This is a genomic window from Salicibibacter kimchii (assembly GCF_003336365.1).
In the GTDB taxonomy this organism is placed as follows: domain Bacteria; phylum Bacillota; class Bacilli; order Bacillales; family Marinococcaceae; genus Salicibibacter; species Salicibibacter kimchii.
Map to the genome: position 1 here is coordinate 2,574,560 of NZ_CP031092.1, position 23,361 is coordinate 2,597,920.

The 23,361-nt window shown below is 46.5% G+C and carries 25 protein-coding genes and 2 tRNA genes; 25 read left to right on the forward strand and 2 right to left on the reverse strand.

Going from position 1 to position 23,361, the window contains the following annotated elements:
• Position 1: 1 nt before the first annotated feature.
• From DT065_RS13115 to DT065_RS13160, 11 genes are all read left to right on the forward strand, one after another.
• Entirely contained in the window at positions 2-1,102 is a 1,101-nt protein-coding gene (locus tag DT065_RS13115) for a bifunctional lytic transglycosylase/C40 family peptidase (protein ID WP_114374146.1), read from the forward strand.
• Between the two features lie 252 nt (positions 1,103-1,354).
• Entirely contained in the window at positions 1,355-1,960 is a 606-nt protein-coding gene (locus DT065_RS13120; RefSeq protein ID WP_114374148.1) for a PilN family protein, read from the forward strand.
• Positions 1,957-2,808 (forward strand): hypothetical protein, encoded by an 852-nt coding sequence (locus tag DT065_RS13125; RefSeq protein ID WP_160112554.1) that lies wholly within the window; start codon positions 1,957-1,959, stop codon positions 2,806-2,808. Before DT065_RS13120 ends, DT065_RS13125 begins: the two co-directional genes overlap by 4 nt.
• A gap of 308 nt (positions 2,809-3,116) precedes the next feature.
• Positions 3,117-3,371, forward strand: coding sequence for a hypothetical protein (locus DT065_RS13130; RefSeq protein ID WP_114373967.1), 255 nt, complete (start codon positions 3,117-3,119; stop codon positions 3,369-3,371).
• Positions 3,368-4,546, forward strand: a complete 1,179-nt coding sequence (gene mobP2 / locus DT065_RS13135) for a MobP2 family relaxase (RefSeq protein ID WP_114373970.1) — start codon at positions 3,368-3,370, stop codon at positions 4,544-4,546. Before DT065_RS13130 ends, mobP2 begins: the two co-directional genes overlap by 4 nt.
• Positions 4,547-4,555: 9 nt before the next feature.
• Positions 4,556-4,999, forward strand: coding sequence for a hypothetical protein (locus DT065_RS13140; protein ID WP_114373973.1), 444 nt, complete (start codon positions 4,556-4,558; stop codon positions 4,997-4,999).
• Complete coding sequence (locus DT065_RS13145) at positions 5,000-5,287, forward strand: hypothetical protein (protein ID WP_114373975.1); 288 nt, start codon at positions 5,000-5,002, stop codon at positions 5,285-5,287.
• On the forward strand, positions 5,265-6,950 hold the full coding sequence (locus DT065_RS13150) for an ImmA/IrrE family metallo-endopeptidase (protein WP_114374151.1): 1,686 nt from the start codon (positions 5,265-5,267) through the stop codon (positions 6,948-6,950). The genes DT065_RS13145 and DT065_RS13150 overlap by 23 nt, the downstream gene beginning before the upstream one ends.
• Positions 6,951-7,029: 79 nt before the next feature.
• Entirely contained in the window at positions 7,030-7,218 is a 189-nt protein-coding gene (locus DT065_RS19915) for a hypothetical protein (RefSeq protein ID WP_335743549.1), read from the forward strand.
• Complete coding sequence (locus tag DT065_RS13155) at positions 7,215-8,009, forward strand: DUF3991 and toprim domain-containing protein (protein ID WP_418314556.1); 795 nt, start codon at positions 7,215-7,217, stop codon at positions 8,007-8,009. The genes DT065_RS19915 and DT065_RS13155 overlap by 4 nt, the downstream gene beginning before the upstream one ends.
• A gap of 60 nt (positions 8,010-8,069) precedes the next feature.
• On the forward strand, positions 8,070-8,750 hold the full coding sequence (locus DT065_RS13160; RefSeq protein ID WP_227002605.1) for a restriction endonuclease: 681 nt from the start codon (positions 8,070-8,072) through the stop codon (positions 8,748-8,750).
• A gap of 627 nt (positions 8,751-9,377) precedes the next feature.
• On the opposite strand, the gene DT065_RS13165 is transcribed toward DT065_RS13160, so the two are convergent.
• Positions 9,378-9,453, reverse strand: a tRNA-Thr gene (locus tag DT065_RS13165).
• 1 nt (position 9,454) lies between these two features.
• A tRNA-Asn gene (locus DT065_RS13170) sits at positions 9,455-9,529 on the reverse strand.
• Between the two features lie 263 nt (positions 9,530-9,792).
• On the opposite strand from DT065_RS13170, the gene DT065_RS13175 reads away from it, so the two are divergent.
• From DT065_RS13175 to DT065_RS13240, 14 genes are all read left to right on the forward strand, one after another.
• The gene (locus tag DT065_RS13175) at positions 9,793-11,358 is read left to right on the forward strand and encodes a LuxR C-terminal-related transcriptional regulator (protein WP_114374153.1); all 1,566 of its coding nucleotides are present in this window, start codon (positions 9,793-9,795) and stop codon (positions 11,356-11,358) included.
• Positions 11,359-11,530: 172 nt separating this feature from the next.
• Complete coding sequence (locus DT065_RS13180; RefSeq protein WP_114374155.1) at positions 11,531-12,037, forward strand: hypothetical protein; 507 nt, start codon at positions 11,531-11,533, stop codon at positions 12,035-12,037.
• A 37-nt stretch (positions 12,038-12,074) separates the two neighbouring features.
• Positions 12,075-12,878 carry an MBL fold metallo-hydrolase gene (locus tag DT065_RS13185; protein ID WP_160112555.1) on the forward strand — a complete coding sequence of 268 codons (804 nt, stop codon included), beginning with the start codon at positions 12,075-12,077 and terminating at the stop codon, positions 12,876-12,878.
• 212 nt (positions 12,879-13,090) lie between these two features.
• The gene (locus tag DT065_RS13190) at positions 13,091-13,735 is read left to right on the forward strand and encodes a TetR/AcrR family transcriptional regulator (protein ID WP_114374159.1); all 645 of its coding nucleotides are present in this window, start codon (positions 13,091-13,093) and stop codon (positions 13,733-13,735) included.
• Between the two features lie 94 nt (positions 13,736-13,829).
• Positions 13,830-14,174: an SCP2 sterol-binding domain-containing protein gene (locus DT065_RS13195; RefSeq protein WP_114374161.1), complete on the forward strand. Its 345-nt coding sequence runs from the start codon at positions 13,830-13,832 to the stop codon at positions 14,172-14,174.
• A 457-nt stretch (positions 14,175-14,631) separates the two neighbouring features.
• Positions 14,632-16,167 (forward strand): class I adenylate-forming enzyme family protein, encoded by a 1,536-nt coding sequence (locus DT065_RS13200; RefSeq protein ID WP_114374162.1) that lies wholly within the window; start codon positions 14,632-14,634, stop codon positions 16,165-16,167.
• Positions 16,168-16,206: 39 nt separating this feature from the next.
• Positions 16,207-17,373 (forward strand): acyl-CoA dehydrogenase family protein, encoded by a 1,167-nt coding sequence (locus tag DT065_RS13205; RefSeq protein WP_114374164.1) that lies wholly within the window; start codon positions 16,207-16,209, stop codon positions 17,371-17,373.
• Positions 17,370-18,590, forward strand: a complete 1,221-nt coding sequence (locus tag DT065_RS13210) for an acyl-CoA dehydrogenase family protein (protein WP_114374166.1) — start codon at positions 17,370-17,372, stop codon at positions 18,588-18,590. The genes DT065_RS13205 and DT065_RS13210 overlap by 4 nt, the downstream gene beginning before the upstream one ends.
• A gap of 11 nt (positions 18,591-18,601) precedes the next feature.
• Positions 18,602-19,381 carry an enoyl-CoA hydratase/isomerase family protein gene (locus tag DT065_RS13215; RefSeq protein ID WP_114374168.1) on the forward strand — a complete coding sequence of 260 codons (780 nt, stop codon included), beginning with the start codon at positions 18,602-18,604 and terminating at the stop codon, positions 19,379-19,381.
• 24 nt (positions 19,382-19,405) lie between these two features.
• Positions 19,406-20,248: an SDR family NAD(P)-dependent oxidoreductase gene (locus tag DT065_RS13220; RefSeq protein ID WP_114374170.1), complete on the forward strand. Its 843-nt coding sequence runs from the start codon at positions 19,406-19,408 to the stop codon at positions 20,246-20,248.
• Between the two features lie 169 nt (positions 20,249-20,417).
• Positions 20,418-21,560 carry a thiolase family protein gene (locus DT065_RS13225; RefSeq protein WP_114374172.1) on the forward strand — a complete coding sequence of 381 codons (1,143 nt, stop codon included), beginning with the start codon at positions 20,418-20,420 and terminating at the stop codon, positions 21,558-21,560.
• Positions 21,561-21,578: 18 nt separating this feature from the next.
• Entirely contained in the window at positions 21,579-21,917 is a 339-nt protein-coding gene (locus DT065_RS13230; protein ID WP_114374174.1) for an SCP2 sterol-binding domain-containing protein, read from the forward strand.
• A gap of 89 nt (positions 21,918-22,006) precedes the next feature.
• Positions 22,007-22,909 carry a R2-like ligand-binding oxidase gene (locus DT065_RS13235; RefSeq protein ID WP_114374176.1) on the forward strand — a complete coding sequence of 301 codons (903 nt, stop codon included), beginning with the start codon at positions 22,007-22,009 and terminating at the stop codon, positions 22,907-22,909.
• 17 nt (positions 22,910-22,926) lie between these two features.
• Positions 22,927-23,361 (forward strand): hypothetical protein, encoded by a 435-nt coding sequence (locus DT065_RS13240; protein WP_114374178.1) that lies wholly within the window; start codon positions 22,927-22,929, stop codon positions 23,359-23,361.

Sequence of the window (23,361 nt, forward strand, 5' to 3'; positions counted from 1 at the left end):
GATGTCCGTTTCTTCGATCATCGCTTTTCTCCTGTTCCTTTTTTCCTTAATTCCGAAGAAGTGGAAAGGGCTTGCGGTGTTATCCGTCCTTGTGGCTGTGAGTGGCTTGATCGGTATGGTAGTTGTGGCGATTCTTTCGCTCGGTGGCCAATATGAGCAGCAACAACAAGCCGACGATGTTGACTCGGTGGGAAATGTGGCCGAAGGCGAAGTACAAGTGAACGAGGAAGTGGAGGCGCTAAGGCCCCTCTTTGAACAATACGCCGAGGAACATGGCATACCGGATATGGTGGAAATATTGATGGCGAAAACGATGCAAGAGTCCGGTGGCCAGTTGGATGATGTGATGCAATCATCAGAATCCTTGGGCCTGCCTCGAAACACAATCAGTGATCCTGAAACGAGCATCGATGTTGGAACGGAATACTTTGCGCAAGTGTTAGAGGACGCCGGTGGCGATGTGGAACTTGCATTGCAGTCATACAATTTTGGTCATGGCTTCATTGATTACGCCGAAGAACACAATGGCGGTGAGTATTCCAAGGATCTTGCGATTGAGTTTTCGCGTGAACAGTATCAAGACTTAGCGCACACTGGGCAGTTTTCATGCATTCGTCCTGAAAGCGCAGAGACAGGCGCGTGTTTTGGCGATATAGGATACGTTGATGCCGTTCTGGATCACCTCGCAACTCCCATCGATGCCGGAGACATTCCGGAGGTTGTCGAAGTTGGTGAACGATGGATCGGCAACTCCGAGTATGATTTTGGGGGCGGAAGAAATGAAGTGGAACAGGCCGCAGGCATTTTTGATTGTTCCTCGTTTGTTCATTGGGCTTTTGAACAAATTGGGGTGGATCTTGGTCCGCTTGGGTCGGTGACGACCGATACGCTTTATCAAGAAGGACAGTCGGTTGATCCGGATGACATGCAGCCGGGGGACGTGGTCTTTTTTGATACGTACAAATACAATGGGCATATCGGAATTTACGCTGGTGACGGGCAATTCATCGGGGCACAGTCCAGCACCGGTGTTGCCTATGAATCTTTGGAAGACGGTTATTGGGGCCAAACCTTTAACGGCAATGTGCAGCGTATTGGATAGAGTAAAAACGTTTGAAAGGAGTCAGGCCATGATCAAAAGCAAATGGTTATGGGTGTTTATCTATGGCTTTCAGTTTATGGTTCTGTTAGCGGGGGGTGGTTATCATCCCCGGCACTTATAACATCTGCATTGCTTGGACTGGGCATCACCTTGTTGATGTATACCCTTGCCAATCTCTTCATGCTTTCCGTAGCGCTGGTTGATGTTCTACGGAAGAGAGGATCTTAATCAGGCGTAGAAAGGATGTCCTTTGTGAAATCAAAAACGCGCATCACGTTATTTGCGATCGCCCTGGTTGCGATTTTCGCGGTTACAGGCGTGAATGTATACAGCGTGATGGCCGATGACGATAAAGCAACCTTTTCCAATGAACAGATGCAGGAGATGATGGATGCCAATCAGCAATTGGAAAGTGAAATCACTCGTCTTCAAAACGAACAAGAGATGGAAGAACCGGCGGCAATGCAAGAACGCCAAGAGGCATTACAAGCAACTGCCGAAACCTTTGTCCAAACCGTCTATACCGAAGAAGCAGAGTCATATGAAAACCGCAAAGATGAAGCCGAAGCAATCATGCAGGACAATCTGCATGAATTTTTATTCCCGGCCGATGAACAAGAAAAAACGGAGCAGCGAGCGATTCCGGAAGACGTTCAATTCTTTGTTGAGACGGGCGAACTGAACCAACAGGAAGCAACAATTATGGCTCGTTTTTCGCACACGTATAGCACCAACAGTGATGAAGACACGACGGCGACTTTTATTGAATTAGATGCGGAACAACAAGAAGATGGCGCTTGGATCATTCAAGATTTTAGAGATGCGGTCGAAAGCATGGAAGGAGAGGGGGGCACATGATGCGGAAACGATTCGCCCTAAGTACGAAACGTACGGTTCCTTTGCTTGTGATCACCCTTGCCTTTGTCGTGACAGGGATGTTCCTCATGCTTTCCCGAACATTGTTTGGCGCACCGCCGGGTGATATTCAACACACGGAAATCGGAGAGTCCATTCCAATGCAAGGGAACGGAGAAGTCGTGATTGAAGATTGGGCGTATAACCCTAACGACCAACACATGATTGCGACATTACATGTTGATCGATCATCTGTTGATCGGAATACGGAAATTACCTTTGCTGCTCAAGATCGTTCCAACGCCCGTGAGGAATTACCAGTGACCATTCTTTATGAAGATCGGGATTATGTCGTGGTTCATATCGATGCCGTCCAACCATCTTTTGATGTTATTGGTATGGATATTCAAGAGCAAGAAACCGATGATGTGGTTGGGCATGATGAATCATCCAATGATAGCACCCCGGCTGAACTAGCAAGAGTCTATGCCGATCATCGAATGGTTGAGGTTGATGAATCATTGACAGCCGAAGATGAAAACACCTACGACCAACGCGTACTGAACTTGGAGTACGACCGACTGGGCGATGACCAACAGGCGCATCAGCAAGTGATCGAAAATATGAACGAACGGATCGAAGAATTGGAGCAAGAATTGGTTGATATTGAAGCAGACATTTTGTACAGCACCGACGATGAAGAAGTGGAACTGGAAAGTGAACACAGTCAAATCGAGTCAGAAATTGATGGGTTGGAGACAGACATGGCACAAGAACAAGAAGCCCTCGAGGTGTCTCAGGATGAACAAGACATGATCGAAGAACAAATGGAAATGGCCATTGATGAGTGATGATTAAACTTAACGACAACCTTGCACCATCATTGACGACAACCTTACACCATCAGCAAAATTTAAAACGTGCGTTCCCTGAAAGCAGACGACAACCTTACACCAATAAATGATTTCCTTGATATCATTATTTCCCCCGGCTCTGCCGGGGATATCACCCTATGTGATATCAGAAACCCCTTATGCTCTTCTTCTATCTCGCCTATCAATGAAGATATCTGCCACGAAGCGTACGAAGGTTTAAGCATCTAAAACGAGTGATCTGATCGGAAAAACCAAGAAGGAAAAATCAAAATGGAGGGTGCAAAATGGATATTGTGATCCGGAATGTTGAACCAAGAGCGATTCAAAAAGTGGAAGAACTCGCGAAAGAACAAGGCATTTCCAGAGAACAATTTTTACGAGAACGGATCATGAAGATGGCACAATTCTATATGGAGGATCAACGGGTCCAACGATTGGAAGCATTAGTGGCCAGCAATCTGCAAGTCATGGAACGATGTGCTGATAGCATGCAAACGATGAATGCACTCATTGGTGACGAACCGGAGCCATCATCATGAGTGCTTCAACCATCACGCCAGGTGTGGTATTGAAAACAAAATTTATTACCTCCAATACCAAAGCCTTTGATCAGTACGTCAATTATGTGGATCGGGAAGAAGCCAAAGGGGATAAGCAACTGCCTTCCCAAATGTTTTCGATGTACAATCATTACATGGATGACCCGGAAAAAACGTCGGCTCTTTTTACGGATACTTCGGATCGACTAAACACCGATGAAAAAGATGAATTAAAACATGCGTTCCAACATGCGCAAGAAAATAAGAGTCTCATGTGGCAAGATGTGATTACCTTTGATAATCAGTGGTTAGAAAAGCAAGGGATCTATGATCAAAAAACCGGTGAGCTAGATGAAAAAGCATTAAAGAATGTCACCCGTTCATCGATGCAGACGATGCTCAAAAAAGAAGGGCTCGAACAAAGTTCGATTTGGTCGGCGGCCATTCACCGAAACACCGATAACATTCACATTCATGTAGCCACCGTTGAACCTGAACCGACCCGAGAGCGTGGCAAACGAAAACCCAAAACCTTAGATGCCATGAAAGGCGAAGTGGTTAATGGGCTGCAAGATCGAAGCTATGAACGCGAGCAGATCAATCAAATCATTCGTGGAAAGATGGTCGATGGCAAGAAAGAACAAAACACATTAAAATGGCAAAATCGAGAAATGAAACCTCTGTTTAAGGATATATATGAACGATTACCTGAAAACAAACGCCATTGGAATTATGGTTACAACACCCTCAATTCGATCCGGCCGATGATCGATCAACTAACCACGACGTATTTAGACAAACACCATCCGGAAGACCTTAAAAATTTGCATCAACGGTTGGATCGAGAAATGGATGAAATGAAAGCCGCCTATGGGGATGGGCCGAAAGAAAGCAAACGCTTTGAGAATTATAAAAGCAATAAGATCGATGATCTCTACAAGCGTATGGGCAATGCCTTTTTGAAGGAAATGAAATCGTATGACAATCAATTGCACCAAAGACCAAAGACCAAAAGAATAGCAGGGGATCAATCGTTGCGTCATGGCAAGTCATCGAGCATCGCGATGCAGCAATCGTTAAACCGTCTGAACCGATCGATGAAACAGACCTATCAATCGTACATGAATGACATGGATTATGAACGACTAGAACGAGACATTGAACGCGAAAGGTAGGGGGCAATGATGAGTGAACGCAAACGCATGAATATCCGTGTGCTTCCGGAAGTGATGGACTATATCGATGCTTACCGTGATCAGCATCGTATTACCTATCACGGGCAAGCATTGGAAAAAATCATCCAAGACCATGAAGCATGGAAAATTGAAGATCGATCCAATCGAGCCATTATGGATATGGCCGCCGAACAATTCCGTCAAGTGTTTACATCAGAATTAAAGAAACTTCAATTGGGGGTGAATAATAGTGATCGAAACACGCAAATTCTGATTGAGCTCATGAATGGCATGCTAATGAATGAAAACCATCTCATTACAACATCTAATATGGAGAGCGAGCCGGTAAGCATTGCCAAAGAAGAAGTCAAAGAACGCATATCCCATCAACGGCAGAAAAAGATCGATTGGGAAGAAAGCCAAAAAGCCAAGCAAACGCAAGGAGAGGTGTAAATGTTTTTTTTGGATGATCGCTACGAAGTGGGTGTATTTGAAAGTTTAGGGGAGCATGATGTGGAGATTTTGGTAGGGAATACGCGCTACACGATTGAACTCGATCCGGCGGATAAAGCTGCCCTTGAACAGCACTTAATCAATCAAGAGAACCTGTTGATTCCGTTTGATACCCAAACGAAAAAGATGGTCTTGGACATTGGGCAAAATTATCATGAGGCGGACATGGAAGAACTGATTGAGGCCGCCGATCGGAGGTGGAACGATGGCGAGAACGAGACCCCGTAAATCACCGGAAGCGATAAAACAAGACATCGAGGAACTGACTAAAGGCATGGAAGAAAAAGTGGCTAACCATTTCTATTCCAAGGATCAAATGAAGGAATACTTGCGGTTTATGGGGCAATTTCACAACTACTCTCTGAATAATGTTCAGCTCATGCAATCGCAATTTCCAGGCGCCGAAGCCGTTGGTTCGTATAAATTTTGGAAAGACAAAGGTTTTCCCGTGCAAAAAGGAGAGAAAGGCTCTAAAATCCTCGTACCTCAACGGCTCGGCGAGCAATTTCAAAACGAGGAAGGCACATGGAAGCCCGTCAAATATGCGACCAAAAATGAAAAGACACACATTCAAGACGGCCATCTCCCAAAACGAGACGGTCGTCTTGTGTTTTCAACGGGAACCGTTTTTGATATTAGCCAGACGTCGGCCACACGGGATGATTTGCCGGCTTTATTCCCAAATAAATGGATGGAAGGGAAGGTGGAGGATTACGGTCAACTTCGTCAAGGTATGGAAGCCATCGCCAAGGAAAATGGCATTGCCATTGTGGAACCGAAACAAGAGTTAGGCGCAGCTAAAGGCGTCAGCTATACCTTAACAAAGGAGGTGGCTTTAAATCCGCGCAACGATGAACGGCAGAATGTCAAAACCCTGTTGCATGAGTTGGCGCATGGGAAATTGCACACCGCAGAAACACACCACCGATATTCGCAACCGGAAAAAGAGTTTCAGGCAGAGATGACCGCCTACACGGTAGCCTCTCATTTTGGCGTGGATACGTCTGATTACTCGCTGGATTACCTTAAATCTTGGACGAAAAACCGCACCTTTGACGATCATCAGCAATTACTCAAAGAGGTACAAGACACATCCCACCAGTTTATTACCACGATGGAACGAACGTTAGAACCGGAAAAAGCGCATGAACAGAAAAAAGAAGAGCCGAAAGGAGATGAATCAATGATTCATCAAACGAAAAAACAAGATGGAGCGACCATCGATCGGCAGGCATATAAGGACCTTTACAAACAAGAAGTTATCCAACAGGTGGAATCCAATAAAGCTTCCCGTGAAGCACAATATCAGGAAGCCAAAGGATCCACCTTGCCATTAACGGCTCAAAAGCCCCATGTAAGTCCTGTTAAACAGCAACACGAAAATGAAAAATCCTCACTGATGCGGAAGGAAAGTCCGTTACTCAAAGCCTACCGCAACGAAGTGACGGCTCATGAACACAATACAAGCCCGTTTGAAAAAGAGGATAAACCAACGGAGCATCAAACCTTTAAAGACCATTATAAGCGCGAAATCATGGGATTGATTGAGCCTGCCATTGGGAAGCAATTGGATCGGGAAGAATCCGGCGACCAACAAGAACGAAAGAAGCGAATGCAAGCATTTGAGCAGGGACATGATCCGCATACAGTGTACCAATTGAAAAAAGAGTCACTGCAAGAAATCAAAGAACTTCCTCTCTCCGAGCAAGGCCAGAAACGACTAGGTTCCCTTGAAAAGCAATTAGACGAAGAATACACCAATGAGCAAGAAAAAACATCTCAGAAAGGCGCAGAACGATCCAATGAACGCGAACAACAAGAGCCGGTGGCCACGTCATCAATCAGCGCCGGAACTCAAACAGGCATTAAGGGTCCGGAACCGGATGTGTGATGTATCAGAACCATAGGGGTTCAATAATCCCTGTGGTTTTTTCATTATATCAACCATGAATGAAAGGCGGGAGTACGGCATGGTGAACCGTGTCCGTACGGAGCAAGTGGAACGAGCTAAGCGTGTCGATCTGCTGGATTATCTTGAGGTGAAGGGAGAAACCTTTAAAAAAGAAGGGCGTTACTACCGACACACGGAACATGACAGCTTGATTATTCGTGATCAGATGTATGCGTGGAACTCGCGAGGGGAAAAGGTGCTGGCGTGATCAACTTTGCGCAAATGTACTATGGGATGTCTTTTCCGGAAGCTGTGGAAGATATTGCAAATGGCTCCTTTAAGGAAAAGGAACGGCCGCCATCAGCCAAAATACCGTCCGAACCCTACCGATATCCTAGCCACTATGAGGTGAGCGATACGACGCGCATGCATCAGTATTTAACCCAGGATCGCAAAATTCACCCTAAAGTCGTGAATCGGTTGGAGCGCAGGGATTATGTGGCGCAAGACAAACGGGGCAATGTCGTTTATAAGTGGAAACAGCAGGGCGAGGTCGTGGGGGCGGATCGACAAGGCACGCAACCGATGGCTCGTACTGGTGATTGGTTTAAAGGCATTGACAAAAACAGCTCAGGGAACGCTGGTTTCTCTTTTGATATTGGAAAGCCGGGAACGCTCTATGTGTTTGAAAGTGCCGTCGATGCGTTGTCTTATTGGAGTGAAAAGAAGGAGGATATACAAAATGCACGTATGCTTTCAATGTCTGGTTTGAAACGACACACTGTTAGCGCAGAAATGAACCGGATGAATAGGGAAGGCTATCCACCGAAACAAGTGGTCATTGCCGTGGACAATGATCCGTCTGGTCGTGATTTCGCCTATGGCCTAAAAGATGTGTTGCAAAACTATGTAACTCAAGACGGGGAACGGGTTGGGAACGTTGATTTGCCAAAGGAAAAGGATTGGAATGAACAATTAAAAAAGAATGTGGTCGTAGAACAGCCGCGAGCGAAAGAATCCAAACCCTCTCCAGCCAAGGATACGGAACCGGAACGATAATGGAAACCTTTACGCACGGGTTTCGGCCCGTGTATTTTTGTTGGACGAGGAGTGTGAAGAATGATAGATGAGGGTACGATCGTCAGCATTTTTCTCGTGATGTTTTACCTTTTTACCTTCCCATTGGTTATTGTTGGTTTTGTTTGGTTGATGAGAAGATGGATGAAGCGTCATCGAGAGAAACAAGCGTTTCAACGAGTCGTTCAAAGTGGCATTCGTTCGATCGACCAAATGGATGGACACCAATTTGAATATTTTTTAGGACAACTGCTTAAAGAGTTAGGCTATCGATCCGTGAAAGGAACGAAACGTTCCAATGATTTTGGGGCTGATTTGTTGATGGAAAAGGAAAAAAAGATCGTTGTGCAGGCGAAGCGATACGGGTATAAGCAAAGGGTAGGAATCCAGGCTATTCAGCAAGTATTTGCGGCAATTCCTTTTTATCAAGCCCAGGAAGCCTGGGTGGTCACGAATAGCTTTTATACGGCAGCCGCCCGAAAACTCGCCCAGGCTTGTGGTGTTCATCTGTTAGATCGTTGGCGCCTGCAGCAATTTATCGTGAATGTGAACCCGGAAATGACGGCTCAAAAGGTGTATGAAAATGTAGAGCCAGCGCGACGCAATTGCCCCTTGTGTGGCTCACCTTTAGTGGTGCGAAGTCATCAGGAGAATACGAGACGATTTTTTGGATGTTCTTCATTTCCGAATTGTCGGCATACGGAACCATTAAATACTTCCTGATTTTCTCCTATGGGGGAGGCGAGTCCTTCAAAGTATGGTATACTAGAGAAACAATAGAACTTTGTCTCAGGGGTAGGAGTTTACCGTTTGAACCTTCCATCCGTCACTAACGGATAGAGGGGAGGTGAACGATTATGTTCATTACTCATGAAACCGCCATGCTCTGCGTGGCTGTGGCTACATTAGTGGTCTTGATGATGAAACATGATGATAACAAAAAAAAGTGACCTACCCCTGCGGTTGGAAGCCAGTGGGGTAAAGTCACCTTTAGCCAGGTGAACTCCTCCTCTTCTAGGACAAGTTCCTATTGGGAGACCGTTGGTGCGAACACACCACGGTCTTTTTAATGTATGCCTTTTCTAACCTTAGTATACAATAACATCTTGCTGATAGCAAATAAAATGTGGAACCGATTAAACAATATGATTTCTGACCATCTATTTCGCTCGAACGTTCGCAAACAATAAAGATTGCGGCCACTGTCATGTTTAAGTTTATGGGAGATTAAAATGCTAAAAATGCACTTTAGTTAAGTGAAGGTGCCAAATTTGTGCCAAAAGACCTCATCCGTAATTGAAAAGCGAGTTCCGTCAATCGCCAAAACCCGCATCATGTAAGTATTTTAACTGGAGCTTCCTGCCGGACTCGAACCGGCGACCTCATCCTTACCATGGATGCGCTCTACCTACTGAGCTAAGGAAGCATGGCTCCGCAGGCCGGATTCGAACCAGCGACGGATCGGTTAACAGCCGATTGCTCTACCCCTGAGCTACTGCGGAATATGCATATTTTATCGGTCACGAATAGTATATTATCACATTGTTCAATGTGTAGCAAGTGACAAAAACAGCGTGTTGGCTCATTTATTTATTGTATCGGGAGATGGATTGGCATATCCATCATTTAAATCAAATGGCTGTTTTCGCTCCCTTTTCACCTTTAGATCATTTATAATTTTATATTTGTTTCTTTCCTGTTATAATAGTTAAAATAGTCTTTTCTTTAGCGTCAATGAAAAAATGAATACTAAGGGGGGAGCGATGTGCAGGTTTATCAGCGAATTGATGAGTTAACCTATGAAGGTGTTGCGATTCTCCAAATGAATGAACGTTCCATTTCCAGAGAGTGGGAGCAGTTGCTTCGTCGCCACATTATTAAAGAAGGACAAGTAATGCAATGGGACGAAGAGGTGTTGAAATCACACCTGGAAACGATGATGAAATGTCTGAAATCTCAATTATTTACAGATGAAAAAGAGGATACGGAAGAAGGTGTAGATGGAAAAGCGCTTCTAAATGAAGTGAAATTGACATGGCGCGAAAAGGGCATTTCCATTGATAAACATGAAATGACTTTTGTTTGTCATTTGTTGGAAAACGCTACCCATAAAGCCATACATAAACCGGACGGTTCCGGGATAACCTTCCGCAATCATCAGGCGGTCCATCATTTTTTTACCGTGCTGAGCCAACACTTGATGCCATACCCTTTAGATGAAATAAATTTGAACGGCTATTTACATTATTTATTTTCGATTCCTGAATTTTCTTCGAAATTTGTCGTACACGCCTGCAAGGAAAACGAAATTTTTCAGGTGAAAGATGTCGTGGAGGGAAACGGGGATTCCATGGATCCGGAGTGGTTGAACATGCTGCAAAGCATCCGGACGGAATCCATTGAGCTGTTAAAAAAAACCGTGCTGCGCTTGAGGGGAAGGGAGGGAGACGCGAGCGCAAAACATGTGTTGATTACACTAGAGATCGGAAACGAACTGCTTTTGTTTTACGTTCCCCAAAAAAATGCTTCTCGCACAAAATCGTTTTTAAAACTGGCTTTTCATATGTATGAAGACATTCGCGAGACCGTTTCCCATGCTGAACACCAAATAAATTGGAGTTCATTGGTGTCCCTTTTCTATGAGTGGGTGATGCGGGCACGGCGGTTGGAGGATGCCTTTGAGCACATTGCTTCCGGATACGTCCGATATCTGCCGTTTGAACGTTGCGCCCTTTTTTTATATTTGCCAAAAGAAAAAAAGGGCGTTGGTCTGACGGGATATAATTTGAACGTGTCCGAGATCAAAAACATTAGCGAACAATTCTCGAGCCCCTCCGTGATTCAGGAATTTTTGAAAAAAATTCGCACGTACCGTCCCATTTTTATTGATGATGCGTCTGAAGCCCTTCCAGAGTACTATGCCAACAAATTCAAACTGAACTCTCTAGTCGTGTCTCCCATTTACTCCCTGTCAAAAAAGGAGTTTATCGGAGCCGTCTTTTTGGATCAAGGGGAAGGACAGAAGTTTACGGTTAACGATGAATTAATGAATGTGTTGGTGAAAATGGGCCACCATGTCGGGGAGATGCTGATGCAATACCAGGAATCCCAGTACGATAATTTACAAAAAACGATTACATCCCGTCTTTCCCCGCGGGAGATTGAGGTGATGAATCTCGTCAAAAACGGGAAGTCCATCAACGAAATTTCCGTTGCCTTGCATCTCAGCCAATACACCGTAAGAGATTACATTTCCAGCTCCATAAAAAAAGTGAACGGAAGGAACCGAACACATGCTGTTGCAATCGCCATGCAACAAGGGTTTATATAACGATTTGAAAAGTCGGAAGAGTACCTGAGTTGCTTTTCCGATTTTTTATTCTCTAAGAACCACCCCCGACAATTGTAGGGGTGTGTCCGACATTTGCAGCAATCTAACGGAATTGATTGGCATTCAATTGCTGTTTATGATAAAAGATAATAATTAAAGGAGATGGCCCTTTATGCAGGCTTTCAGTAATTCGGATCATTTGTACAGCGTGGTTGGCGAGTTTTTGAAAGTTCCGACGCTCCCGAGGACGTACGAAGATTTGCGGAAATGGTGGGGAGAAAATCCGGCCTATCATGAAGAAGGGGATGAAATCGATCTGATCAACGATATCGGAAGAAAAGTTGCCAAGACAAGAATGAGAGCGGAATTTGTGTTTTCAGAGCCGGATGCCATTATTTGTATGGATGCTGAAAACCCAAAAAATGGGGAACACTTCAGCGTTTATCTTGGGCATTCACCGGTTCCCGCTGCATTAAGCGTGAGAACATCAGGGGATATTGCTCATCAGTTTTGGGCAGGGAACGTCAGTGTCACGGCTGCAATTTTAACGGGAAAGATTAAAACAAAGGGTTCTAAACAAAAGGCATTAAAGCTGTTGCCGCGGATCGCGCCGGCATTTGCCCTTTATCCGCGTTATTTGGAGCTTATAGGCGAACAGCGGTTGCTTAAAATGTTGTAGAGGCAAATCATCGGAGGGAAGCCAAGTGGCATTGGGCATGAGTAATAAAATAAAAAAAAGCAACTATGATCAAGTTGAAATCATCAACATTCCGGTCAATCCTTATATTCCTTTAATCTCCATCTATCTTTACTACATTGACGGGATGCTTATTGATACCGGACCGAGCAAAAGACGGAAACGATTAGGCCCCCTTTTCCGTTCACGGGAGGTCGAGCGAGTAGCGATTACGCATTACCATGAGGATCATTCGGGCATGGCATCATGGATCGGGCAGCACATGAACGTGGAGATATTTGCGCATGAAAAAACGATTCCGATCGCGAGGGAAACGGCAAAGGTGCCCTGGTATCAGGAACTATACACCGGACGCCGTCTCCCTTTCACTCCCAAAGCCTATCCGAACGTTATTGAAACGTCCAAGTATCGCTTTTACCCGATTGAAACCCCCGGTCATACCATGGATCATACTTGTTTATTTGAGCCGCATCATGGTTGGTTGTTCACCGGTGATTTATATATTACCCCTTATCCAAAGGTTTTTTTGCAGGAAGAATCGATGGATGCTTACATTGAAACGTTGCACAAACTGAACCGTTTCGATTACCGAACGGTGTTTTGTGCCCACGAAGGGGTCATTCGCAACGGAAAAGAAATGATGAATCGTAAACGGGAATATTTAGAGCGAACGCGAGAACAGGTGGTGCACATGCATCGAATGGGGTGGAAAGACGAAACGATCATGAAGAAACTGTTTCCCGATAAAGTGAAACTGGAACAGCGATCCTTTGGCACATTTTCACGGTTGAACATGATCCGTTCATGCATTCGCGGGCAATAACCCCCCGAACTTCTTCCTCGACAAAGGCAAGCCCCCTATATTTTACGTATGGTCACGCGCTGAAAAAATGAATACCCGACATTTATGGGAATAGGCAACGCGTGATCCATCGCTTACAATAAAAATTAACCGCTTACATTCTATTAATTCCGAATACCAAAATTAAAAAAGTACGGATACGTATTAGTATTGCAGAAAGAAGGGGGGCACCGATGATTTCTCTGCTGTTCAAACACCGACCGTATAAAGATCCGTGTAATAAACTTCTTGACGCTGCATTGCATTTATACACCGGAAAAGGGTTTAGAGAAACATCGGTGTTGGAAGTCGTTGAACAGGCGCGAGTGTCGAAGACGACCTTTTATCATTTTTTTAAAAGTAAAGAAGATTTACTCATTCAACTGTTTCAATCTTTACTGGAAGAAGTCTTGCAAGAAGTGAAACGAACAGCAGAACTGGAGACTCACATTGCCCATAAGTCATTTGCCGGCATTCGCCGTTATCTGGAAATCTGTAACGATCATCGCCCTATTGCTCGCCTTTTACTCGTATCATCCTCTGGATTGAGCCCGGCGATCGAAGAGGTGCGTCGTGAAGCGCACGTTGAATTTGCAACTTTTATCTATGAAAGTGTGCGCGCCGAACCTAATCAGATGAAAAGGCTTTCCGATGATCAAATCCATACCGCTGCGCAAGCGATGGTTGGTGCTATTAATGAAGTCGTGATTCACAAAATTATCGTTGAGAAAAAAGAAAACATCGACGAATTGGCGCAATTGTTAAACCGTATTGTGGTCGGAACATTTACGATGCTCTCGGATAATCAATGGTCATTTAAAGGGGGGATGCGGTTGTAAAACAAGTGCTTTTTGCGGCGAAAAGATTAGAAAGACGTTTAATTAAACATTTATTTAACATCTATCACGCTAAAAAGAAAGGGAGTTTTTTAACATGGCAAACGTAAAAGAGATTTTTGATCAAATCAATACCGGGCTTCGGGAGGATCCGTCTCGGGCAGGAGGCGTGGAAGCTGTTTATCAGTTCAATTTGAGTGGAAGCGAAGCCGGAACCTATCAGGTCGTTCTGAAATCCGACGAAGGTTACGCGCAAGAAGGCGATCAAGAAACTCCTGATTGCACGCTGACGCTCGATTCCGATGATTTTATAAAAATGGCCGAGGGTGAATTGAACGGTACGGAAGCGTTTATGAGCGGGCAGCTGCAAATCGACGGAGACATGGGATTGGCCCTACGCCTTCAGGAAGTATTGGAAGCGTATAACGCCGAACAGCAATAACTTTTCTTTCTATTGATCGGTAATTTTATCCCGGTGGTAAGCGCCCGCTTTTGCGGAAGTCAGACATCGGATACCGGAAATCGGAAGACCCTGAAAAAAGCCTTTTCCGACCTCTGGCCTCTGAAATCTGAGCCCTGAAATAACGGGCGATTAACACCCCGATTGCGACGCACAGGATGTGCTAGTGCCGGTATTGCCACAGGACGTGGTGCTCGACCACATTTTGGAGATGGGAAGCGGGAGGTTGGAAGTAAGATAAAAAGTATTCAACCTTCTTCCGACCTCTCACATCTAACCTCTTACCTCCAGTACGGACGTGGCGGTTTTAGCCGGTGTACCTTTCTAACTATCAGAGGGGGTTTTTTACCCCCTCTGACGGAAATTTCAGTTTCTGTCGGTGAAGCAGTCATAGGTTGTAGCCGACTTGTTTTTTAAAATAGGGAGGTGACTCTGTGGGATGAATTTAAGCAAAATATGGCAAGATAACGTTGTGGAGTACGGCGAGTATCCTATCCTTATCTATGAAGGGGAAGCGTATACAAACGTACGCTTGGACGAAGTCTCTTCACAATTAGCCCATGCGTTAAGGCAAATGGGGGTGGAAAAGGGCAACCGTGTCCTTGTCACGATGCCAAATTGCCCCGAAGTGGTTATCGCGTTCGGCGGTGTCATAAAAAGCGGGTCAGCGGTTGTCCCTGTCATGCCGCTTTTGCAGGCACAGGAACTTCGTTATATATTGGAAGATTGTACGCCCAAGGTTGTTTTGACGACAAACACGCTTTTTTCCAAGGTGCGAGAAGCAAGTAAAGATCTCCCGTCAACGCCGCAAATTTTTACGTTAGAAGAAGCGTCTGGAGAAGCAAACGCTTTGCAAGCGGCTATGCAAAAAGCGCCGACAACGGCACCCGAAGGGGAGATTCATGAAGATGACGATGCCGCGCTGCTGTACACGGCAGGAACAACCGGTGCTCCGAAAGGCGTCACATTAACACATAAAAACCTTTATTCCAACGCGGTCGCTGCTTCAAAAAAAGCAGAAATTCTTAAACTTAAAACGGGGCGGGTAAGCCTAAGTATTCTCCCCTTTTCACACGCTTTCGGTTACACGATGATGAATGTCGCGTTTATACTCGGCGATAAAAATGTTTTGCTGCCACACTTTGAACCTGTGAAAGTGCTGGAAGCAATTGAAAAATACAAAGTCACCCATTCGGCAATGGTGCCCGCCATGTTTCATGCCTTATACAATCACCCTGATGCAGACAACTATGATACCTCCACTTTTTTTGCCTGTATTTCCGGTTCGGCAGCCCTTCCCAAGCCTATAGCGGAAGGGTTTCAAAAGAAATTCGGCTGCATCATTTTGGAGGGATACGGATTATCGGAAGCCGCGCCGATCGTGACGGCTACCGATCCGAGGCAGAAAATCAAACCCGGATCCGTCGGGCAGCCGTTGCCGGGCATTGAAGTGGCCGTCGTCGATGAAAATGATAATCGTTTGCCCGCAAATGAGGTCGGGGAGCTCATCGTCTCCGGTCCCAATGTGCTCAAAGGGTACCACGGAAAACCGGAAGAAACGGGCAAAGTGTTAAAAGATGGATGGTTGTACACAGGGGATATGGCCAGGGTTGATGAAGAGGATTATGTGTTCATCGTCGACCGCAAAAAAGATGTCATTATTCGCGGGGGCTTTAATATCTATCCGAAGGATCTGGAAGAGTTGTTATTGAGCCATTCCGAAGTATCGGAAGCGGCCGTTATCGGGGTTCCTTCCGAGAAGATGGGGGAAGAAGTAGCCGCCTACATTGTGAAAAAACGTCGATCCGAAATTCAGGAAGAGGAGCTGATCACGTTTGCCCAAGAACACTTGGCGAAGTACAAAACCCCCCGGTTTTTGAAAATCGTCGGCTACCTCCCGAAAAACGTTATTGGAAAAACAGATAAAAAGAAGCTCAGAGAATGGGCGAAAGAATTTCATACTGCATCAAAATAAAAGGAATATACATGGAAACGACAAAAGGAGGAATGTCCCTTGATCTCATTTTCACCTACTGAAGATGAAACAGCATTTGTGGATGTTGCCCAAGGGTTTGCAAAAGACGTGATTCGTCCCAATGCAAGGGATTGTGAAAAAAAACGGGCAGTTGACGACATGATTACCGCCAAAGCGGAGGAGATTGGCGTATCCACGCTTGAGCTTCCCGAGCGTTGGGATGGGCTTGAATTGCCTTTAATTTCTCAGGTGCAAATGCTCCAAGCCCTCAGTTACGGCGACCTTGATATTGTACAGGGTTTACCGGGAGCCGGTGATGCTGCCTCTATCATCCGTCTTGCTCCGGAAAATCCGGCGCTTGATGCCTATAAAGAATCAGGGCAGGGAAGCGTTTGGCCGAACGTAGCGTTCATCGATGCTTTCGATCCCGAAGAACCCTGGGGCGGAGCGTTGCAAATAAGCAAAAATGGCGACGGTTATACATTGAACGGCACCTCCCAACCGGTTCGCTTGGGAGTAGGCGCTGAATATGTGGCTGTGGCTGCCGTCGATACAGACGCTGAGCCGGTGGTGGTATGGCTTCACAATACGCTGGGAGGGAACCGCTGGACGGCAAAAGAAGGAGACTATCGTCTCGGTCTGCTGAGCACGGGTCTTGCCAGCCTTCGTTTCGACCATACAGAGGTACACGCGAATGAAGTCCTCGCTAAAGGCGATGAAGCCCAGGCGTTGATCACCGGTGCACAGACACGCGTTCGGATACTACAGGCGGCGAAAGCCGTTGGCTTAATGGAAGCAGCGCTCGAATACGCGACGGAATACACAGCTGAGCGGAAGGCGTTCGGCAAAGTGATCGCGCAGTTTCAAGGGGTCTCATTTAAAATTGCGGAAATGGCGATCGAAACGAGAATTGCAAATCACCTCGTTTGGGAAGCGGCAACAAAAGTGGACGCAGATAAGAAAGATGCCGATGAAGCGTCTTTGCGGGCCTTGTATCGATCCCATCGCTCCTCGCTTTTTGTTACGGACGCAGCCGTTCAAATGCTTGGCGGGCACGGGTTTGTCGACGAATTCCCGGTGGAGAAATGGGCCCGTGATGCCCAGGCGCAAGCCGGTCTGTATGGTCGGGAACACGATTTGATTACCCGCCGCGGCGAGCGGATCGTAAACGGAACAACAGGGGCGAAGAAGGAGGTTCTCCAATGATCTCGTTTGAGTTATCACAACAACAAAAGCAAATTCAGCAAATGACCCATTGGTTCGCAAAAAATGAAATCCGCCCGATCGCGATGGAAGCGGATCGTCTGGAACGTGTCCCGGATGAGTGGCTGGATAAAGTGAATAAAATGGGGATTCACCTGAACACGTCATCGTTCGGTGGAGGCGGCGAAAAAAATAAATCCTCGAAAAAGAAAGCATCGAAAGAAAAAGAAGGGAATCGTATGGGGGTTTTGGCGACCGAAGAAATGGCCTGGGGTTGTCCGGCAGTTGCCTTATCGCTCCCCGGTGCCGGTCTTGGCGGTCCACCGGTGCAAAGCAGCGGTACGCCGGAACAAAAAGAACGTTTTTTATCGATGTTTACAAAAGATGAACCTCGCTGGGGTGCCTACGCATTGACAGAACCGGAAGCCGGCTCGGATGCCTCGGGTGTACGCACATCTGCCGAGAAAGTGGACGGTGGTTACGTGTTAAACGGACAAAAAATCTTCATTACCAATGGGGGACGAGCGTCTTGGGTTGTCGTGTTCGCCACCGTTGATCCAAGTCTTGGTCGTGCCGGACAGCGGGCGTTCGTCGTTGAAAAAGGCACACCGGGCTTCTCGTGCACACGCTTGGCTCATAAAATGGGGCTTCGCGCAAATGAGACAGCGGAATTATTGTTGGAAGATTGTTTTGTTCCTTATGAAAACTTGCTTGGCGGAGAGGAGTTGTATGAACAGAAAAGCAGTAGTTCAAGCCCGTCCGGATTTCAAGTGGCGATGAAGACGTTCGATAGTACCCGTCCGATTGTTGCGGCGATGGCCGTCGGAATTGCACGCGCCGCTTATGAATATACGGTCGATATTGTGCAAACGGAATATCCGAAACAAGGCCGTCACTATCAATTAGCGGCACAAACATTGGCGGAAGCGGAGCAGGATATCGATGCCGCGAGATTACTCACATGGGAAGCGGCTTGGAAAGCGGATGTCGGAAAGGAAAACGCCAAAGAAGCAGCTATGTGTAAAGCGTACGCCGGACAAATGGCGCATGATGTCACCGTGAAATGCCTTGAACTCCTGGGGCCTGTCGGCTTGGATGGGCACATTGTCGAGAAGCTTTTCCGCGATGTGAAAGTTTTCGATATTTTCGAAGGAACCAATGAAATCCAACATCTCGTAACGGCCCGACGTCAATATCAACCTTACGGAATCAGGGTTTAGGGAGTGAATATATGGCTTACGAAACCATTCAAGTAGAGAAAAAAAACAAAGGTGTCACTTGGATTACCATCGATAATCCTCCCGCCAATGCCATCGGCGATCAATTGATGGGTGAGCTCGTGGACGCGGCCGATGAACTGGAAAAAGACAAAGACGTTCGTGTTGTCGTTCTTACTTCCGCACATGAAAAGACGTTTCTCGCCGGTGCGGACTTGAAAGGGATGATGCAAGGCGGCGGCAAAGGAGAAAGTGTCGCGGAGAAAAGCGGAAGAATGCAGGCTTGTTTTGACCGTTTTGCCACGCTCGAGAAACCGGTCGTCGCCGCGATTAATGGCCACGCCCTAGGTGGAGGCTGTGAACTGGCGCTTGCTTGTGATTTCCGGATTATGTCAAAAGGAAAGATCGGTTTAACGGAAACCAATCTCGGCTTGCTCCCGGGAGCCGGCGGCACACAATGGATGACCCGGCTGTTAGGTCGTGCGAAAGCGATCGATTTAATTTTTAACGCCAAGCGGCTCGAGCCGGAAGAAGCGATGAACATCGGGCTGATCAACCAGGCAGTTGCGCCGGAAAGCCTTGAGGAGGAAACGACCGCTTTCGCCGAGCACTTGGCCGAAGGTGCCGTGAAAGCAATGGGCTTGGCGAAGCGGGCCATCAATGTCGCTGAAGGCCCCATCGAAGATGGACTCAAAGTGGAAGCCGAAGCGTTTGCGGAAACGTTGAATACCGGGGAGCCGGGCATCGGTATTCAGGCATTTTTTCAAAAGAAGAAACCGAACTTTATAAAGTGAATGCACAAAGATGGGAGGATTTGCATGTCTTCTTGGGATAACTTATTGGAAGGGAAAGTAGCGGTCGTAACCGGGGCTTCCCGGGGGCTTGGCCGAGCAGATGCATTGGCTTTGGCCGAAGCAGGGGCCGATGTCGTAATCACCGACATTTTGATGGAATCAGACGAGGAAAGCTCTTCAAAAGCAAAGGAATACGGAGCCATCGCGCAAGTCATGCAAAGTACAAAGGTGGTATATTCCGAAAAAACCTCCGAGGAAATTCGTGATATGGGCCGTCGTTCCGTGGCGATGAAAATGGATGTGACAGATACTGATGAAGTCAATGAAGTTTTTAAAAAAATCTATGATGATTTTGGCAAAATCGATATTCTCGTGAACAACGCGGGCACGGTTGATCACGTATCAAAAATTGAAAAACAAAATGATGACTTGTGGGAACGTGATCTTAAGGTGAACTTGACCGGTTCGTATAACTGTACGAAAGCTGTCTGGCCGTATATGAAAGAACAGGAATACGGGCGCATTATTAATATGGCTTCCATTGTCGGTATTAACGGCGGGTTCGGTCAGGCGAGTTATGCTGCCACAAAAGGCGGCTTGCTCAGCTTCTCGAAAAGCATGGCTTTGGAAGGCGCGAAACACGGCATTAACGTCAACGCCATCGTTCCCGGCATCATTGGAACGGAAGCCTTCAAAATGGGCAATAAAAAAATGAACGATCGCATGGTTGAACGTACAGCGTTTAAACGCCCGGGCGAACCCGATGACATTGCCAACGCCATCACCTTTCTCGTCTCGGACAAAGCCAAGTACATCACCGGTGTCGGCCTGAACGTGACCGGCGGGATTGATCTGTTTACATTCTAATTCAGAACTGCTGAAATAAGTCTTCGCCTGTCGTTGTGCTGCTAAAAACGGGAGAACCCCATTAAGGTGGGATATTGAAGCCCTAACACGGGGTTGAGGAAGTCGTTAGGTCGTTAACGCATTGGTATGGAACCCATCGCCGAATCATCATTCAAAGGGAGGGAACTTTATGACAGAAGCAGTAATCGTCGATGCTTTGCGAACGCCTGTCGGGCGCAAAAAAGGATCGTTGTCGGAAATGCACCCGGTCGATATGCTTGTTCCGGTTCTCAGGGAACTCGTGGACCGGAACAACATTGAAGCAGGGGACGTAGAGGATGTGGCGACCGGATGTGTCACCATGATCAAAGAACAAGGGGGCAACATCGGTCGCCAGGCCGTACTGGCTGCCGGTTTTCCGGTGGAAGTACCGGCCTACTCATTAAACCGCATGTGTGGTTCCAGTCAGCAATCCCTTAACTCTGCTTCCCAACAAATTATCGCCGGAGATGCGGACATTGCTATTGCCAGTGGCGTCGAAAACATGACGGGCATAAAAATGGGCACGGACATGGGGAAATTCAGTAAAGATTTAACAAAGCGATTTAACATTATTCCCCAAGGGTTATCGGCCGAGATGATCGCGAAAAAATGGAACCTAGAGCGCGAAGAATTGGATGAATTTTCGCTGGAAAGCCATCAAAGAGCAGCAAAAGCAACCGATAACGATGAATTCAGACGAGAAATCCTCCCGATGGAAGTGGAAACCGAAGACGGAAAGCAAACCCTCGATCAGGATGAAGGCATCCGCCGGAATACGTCCATGGAAAAATTAGCGGGACTCACGCCTTCTTTTCAACCGAAAGACGGGGTGATCACCGCCGGCAACGCCAGCCAGGTGAGCGACGGAGCATCAGGCGTACTACTCATGTCACGGGAAAAAGCCGAGGAAACCGGCTTGAAACCTCGCGCCCGTGTGATTGCCCGCGCGGTTGTCGGTGAGGATCCGGTCATCATGTTAACGGGAATAATCCCCGCTACCCGAAAAGTTCTAAAGCGGGCCGGGCTGACATTGGACGACATGGACGCTATCGAAGTCAACGAAGCATTTGCCTCGGTCGTAAAAGCGTGGGAGCGGGAGTTTGAACCGGATATGAGCAAAGTGAATCCGCGCGGAGGTGCGATTGCACTTGGCCACCCACTTGGCGCGAGCGGCACAAAACTTACGACAACAATGCTTCATTATTTGGAAGATACCGACGGAAAATATGGCTTGCAAGTCATGTGTATCGGCTTTGGCATGGCGACAGCTACCATTATTGAACGTTTATAAAAGAAGGAGGCTATCCAAATGGCTCAAAGTACAGAAAAAGTTTTTCAGATGATTGACGCAGCTTTGAAATCGGACCCCTCAGCAACGGAAGACGCCGAAGGGGTGTATCAGTTCAATCTCACCGGGGATGATGGCGGCACCTATCAAATGATCATCGAAAGTGACGGTGCCCGCGCGGTTGAGGGGAAGGAAAAAGAAGCAGATTGTACCCTCGAAATTTCGGCGGAGGACTATAAGGATATGGTTGCGGGGAATCTCAACCCGACCGAAGCCTTTATGGGCGGTCAGCTTACGATAGACGGCGATATGGGAATGGCGATGAAACTACAAACTGTTCTAAATTCATTCAACTTTTAATAGAAAAAGGGAGACTGAGTGCTTCCCTCTCATGTCCCACAAAATCGTTTCATATTCTATAAGAATAATAAATATGGAGGGGAAAAAAGATGGCTCATGAAAGGTTTCAGACCGTCGAAAGCGCATTGAATTGGAACGCACCGATGTATCGATTGTATGAGAAGGCGAAAAAGGGCTATTGGGATCCCGCTAACATTGACTTCAGCCAAGATCAGAAAGATTTTCAAAAAATGTCTGCCGATGACAAGATGTTTTCTCTTCCGCTCGTCGGTGCTTTTTCCGCCGGTGAAGAAGCGGTTACCCTTGATATTTTGCCCATGCTCGAAGTCATGGCACGGCAGGGCCGTCTGGAAGACACGCTCTTTATGACAACCTTCTTGCATGATGAAGCGAAACATACGGAAATGTTTTCACGTTGGCAAACGGCGGTCGGCGTCGCGGATATGGATCTGCATGCTTTCCACGATGATAATTATAAATATCTTTTTTATGAAGAGTTGCCGGAAAAGATGGATCGGTTGAAAACGGATGATTCCCCGGAAGCCGTTATCAAGGCAGCTACTGTATATAACATGATCGTGGAAGGAACGCTCGCGGAATCGGGGTATCACGCGTTCCGGCAAACGTTTAAGGAAGCCGGGTTGATGCCGGGTATTTTGGAAGGCATCGATTTATTAAACCGAGATGAAGGACGCCATTTACAATTTGGGATTTTTACCATTCAACGATTGGTGGCCGGAAATGACCATCTGTTTAAATTGTTTCATGATTATATGGACGAATTGGCCCCTTACGCTTTTGGATTTGTTGACTATTTAACCGGCTTGTTTGAACAGAGCAAAGAGCAAGATTGGACAAATATGACGTTGAGCATTGACCCGAACATGATGAAAGAATATGCCCGTAACCAATTCAGCATTAGAAAAAGCAAAATCGATCGGGCGCGAAAATTTGAAAGTGGCGCTGCGCTTGAAGCAGCAGCAACGAATTAATGAGGAGGGTGTACCCAATGGCTGCTTTTAATAATGAACAGGAAATCTATGATTTGATCGGCGATTTTTTTGAAGAAATAAAAGACAGCGAGCCGGTTAAAGAAATGATGGAAACGCTTGAACCGGATGATGGCTATGATGCGTACTGCCAGTTTATATACAGCAATCCGGATGGGAAAATCACGTTTCAACAAGGGGAAAACACCCCGGTGGAAGTCATTTGCGGGGAAACAGACGCGCGTGCGGCATTGAAATTCACTCAAAGCGCTGACATTGGCCATCAATTTTGGCTAGGGCAGCTGAATTTGCAGGAAACGTTAGCAAGACAGCAGATCGTGGCGGAAGGACCACTGGCTAAAGTGCTGAAAGCGATGCCGCAAATTGAGCAAATCCATCCCATGTATAGAGATTATTTGAAAAATACAGGCAAGGAAGAACTTTTATCTGTATAA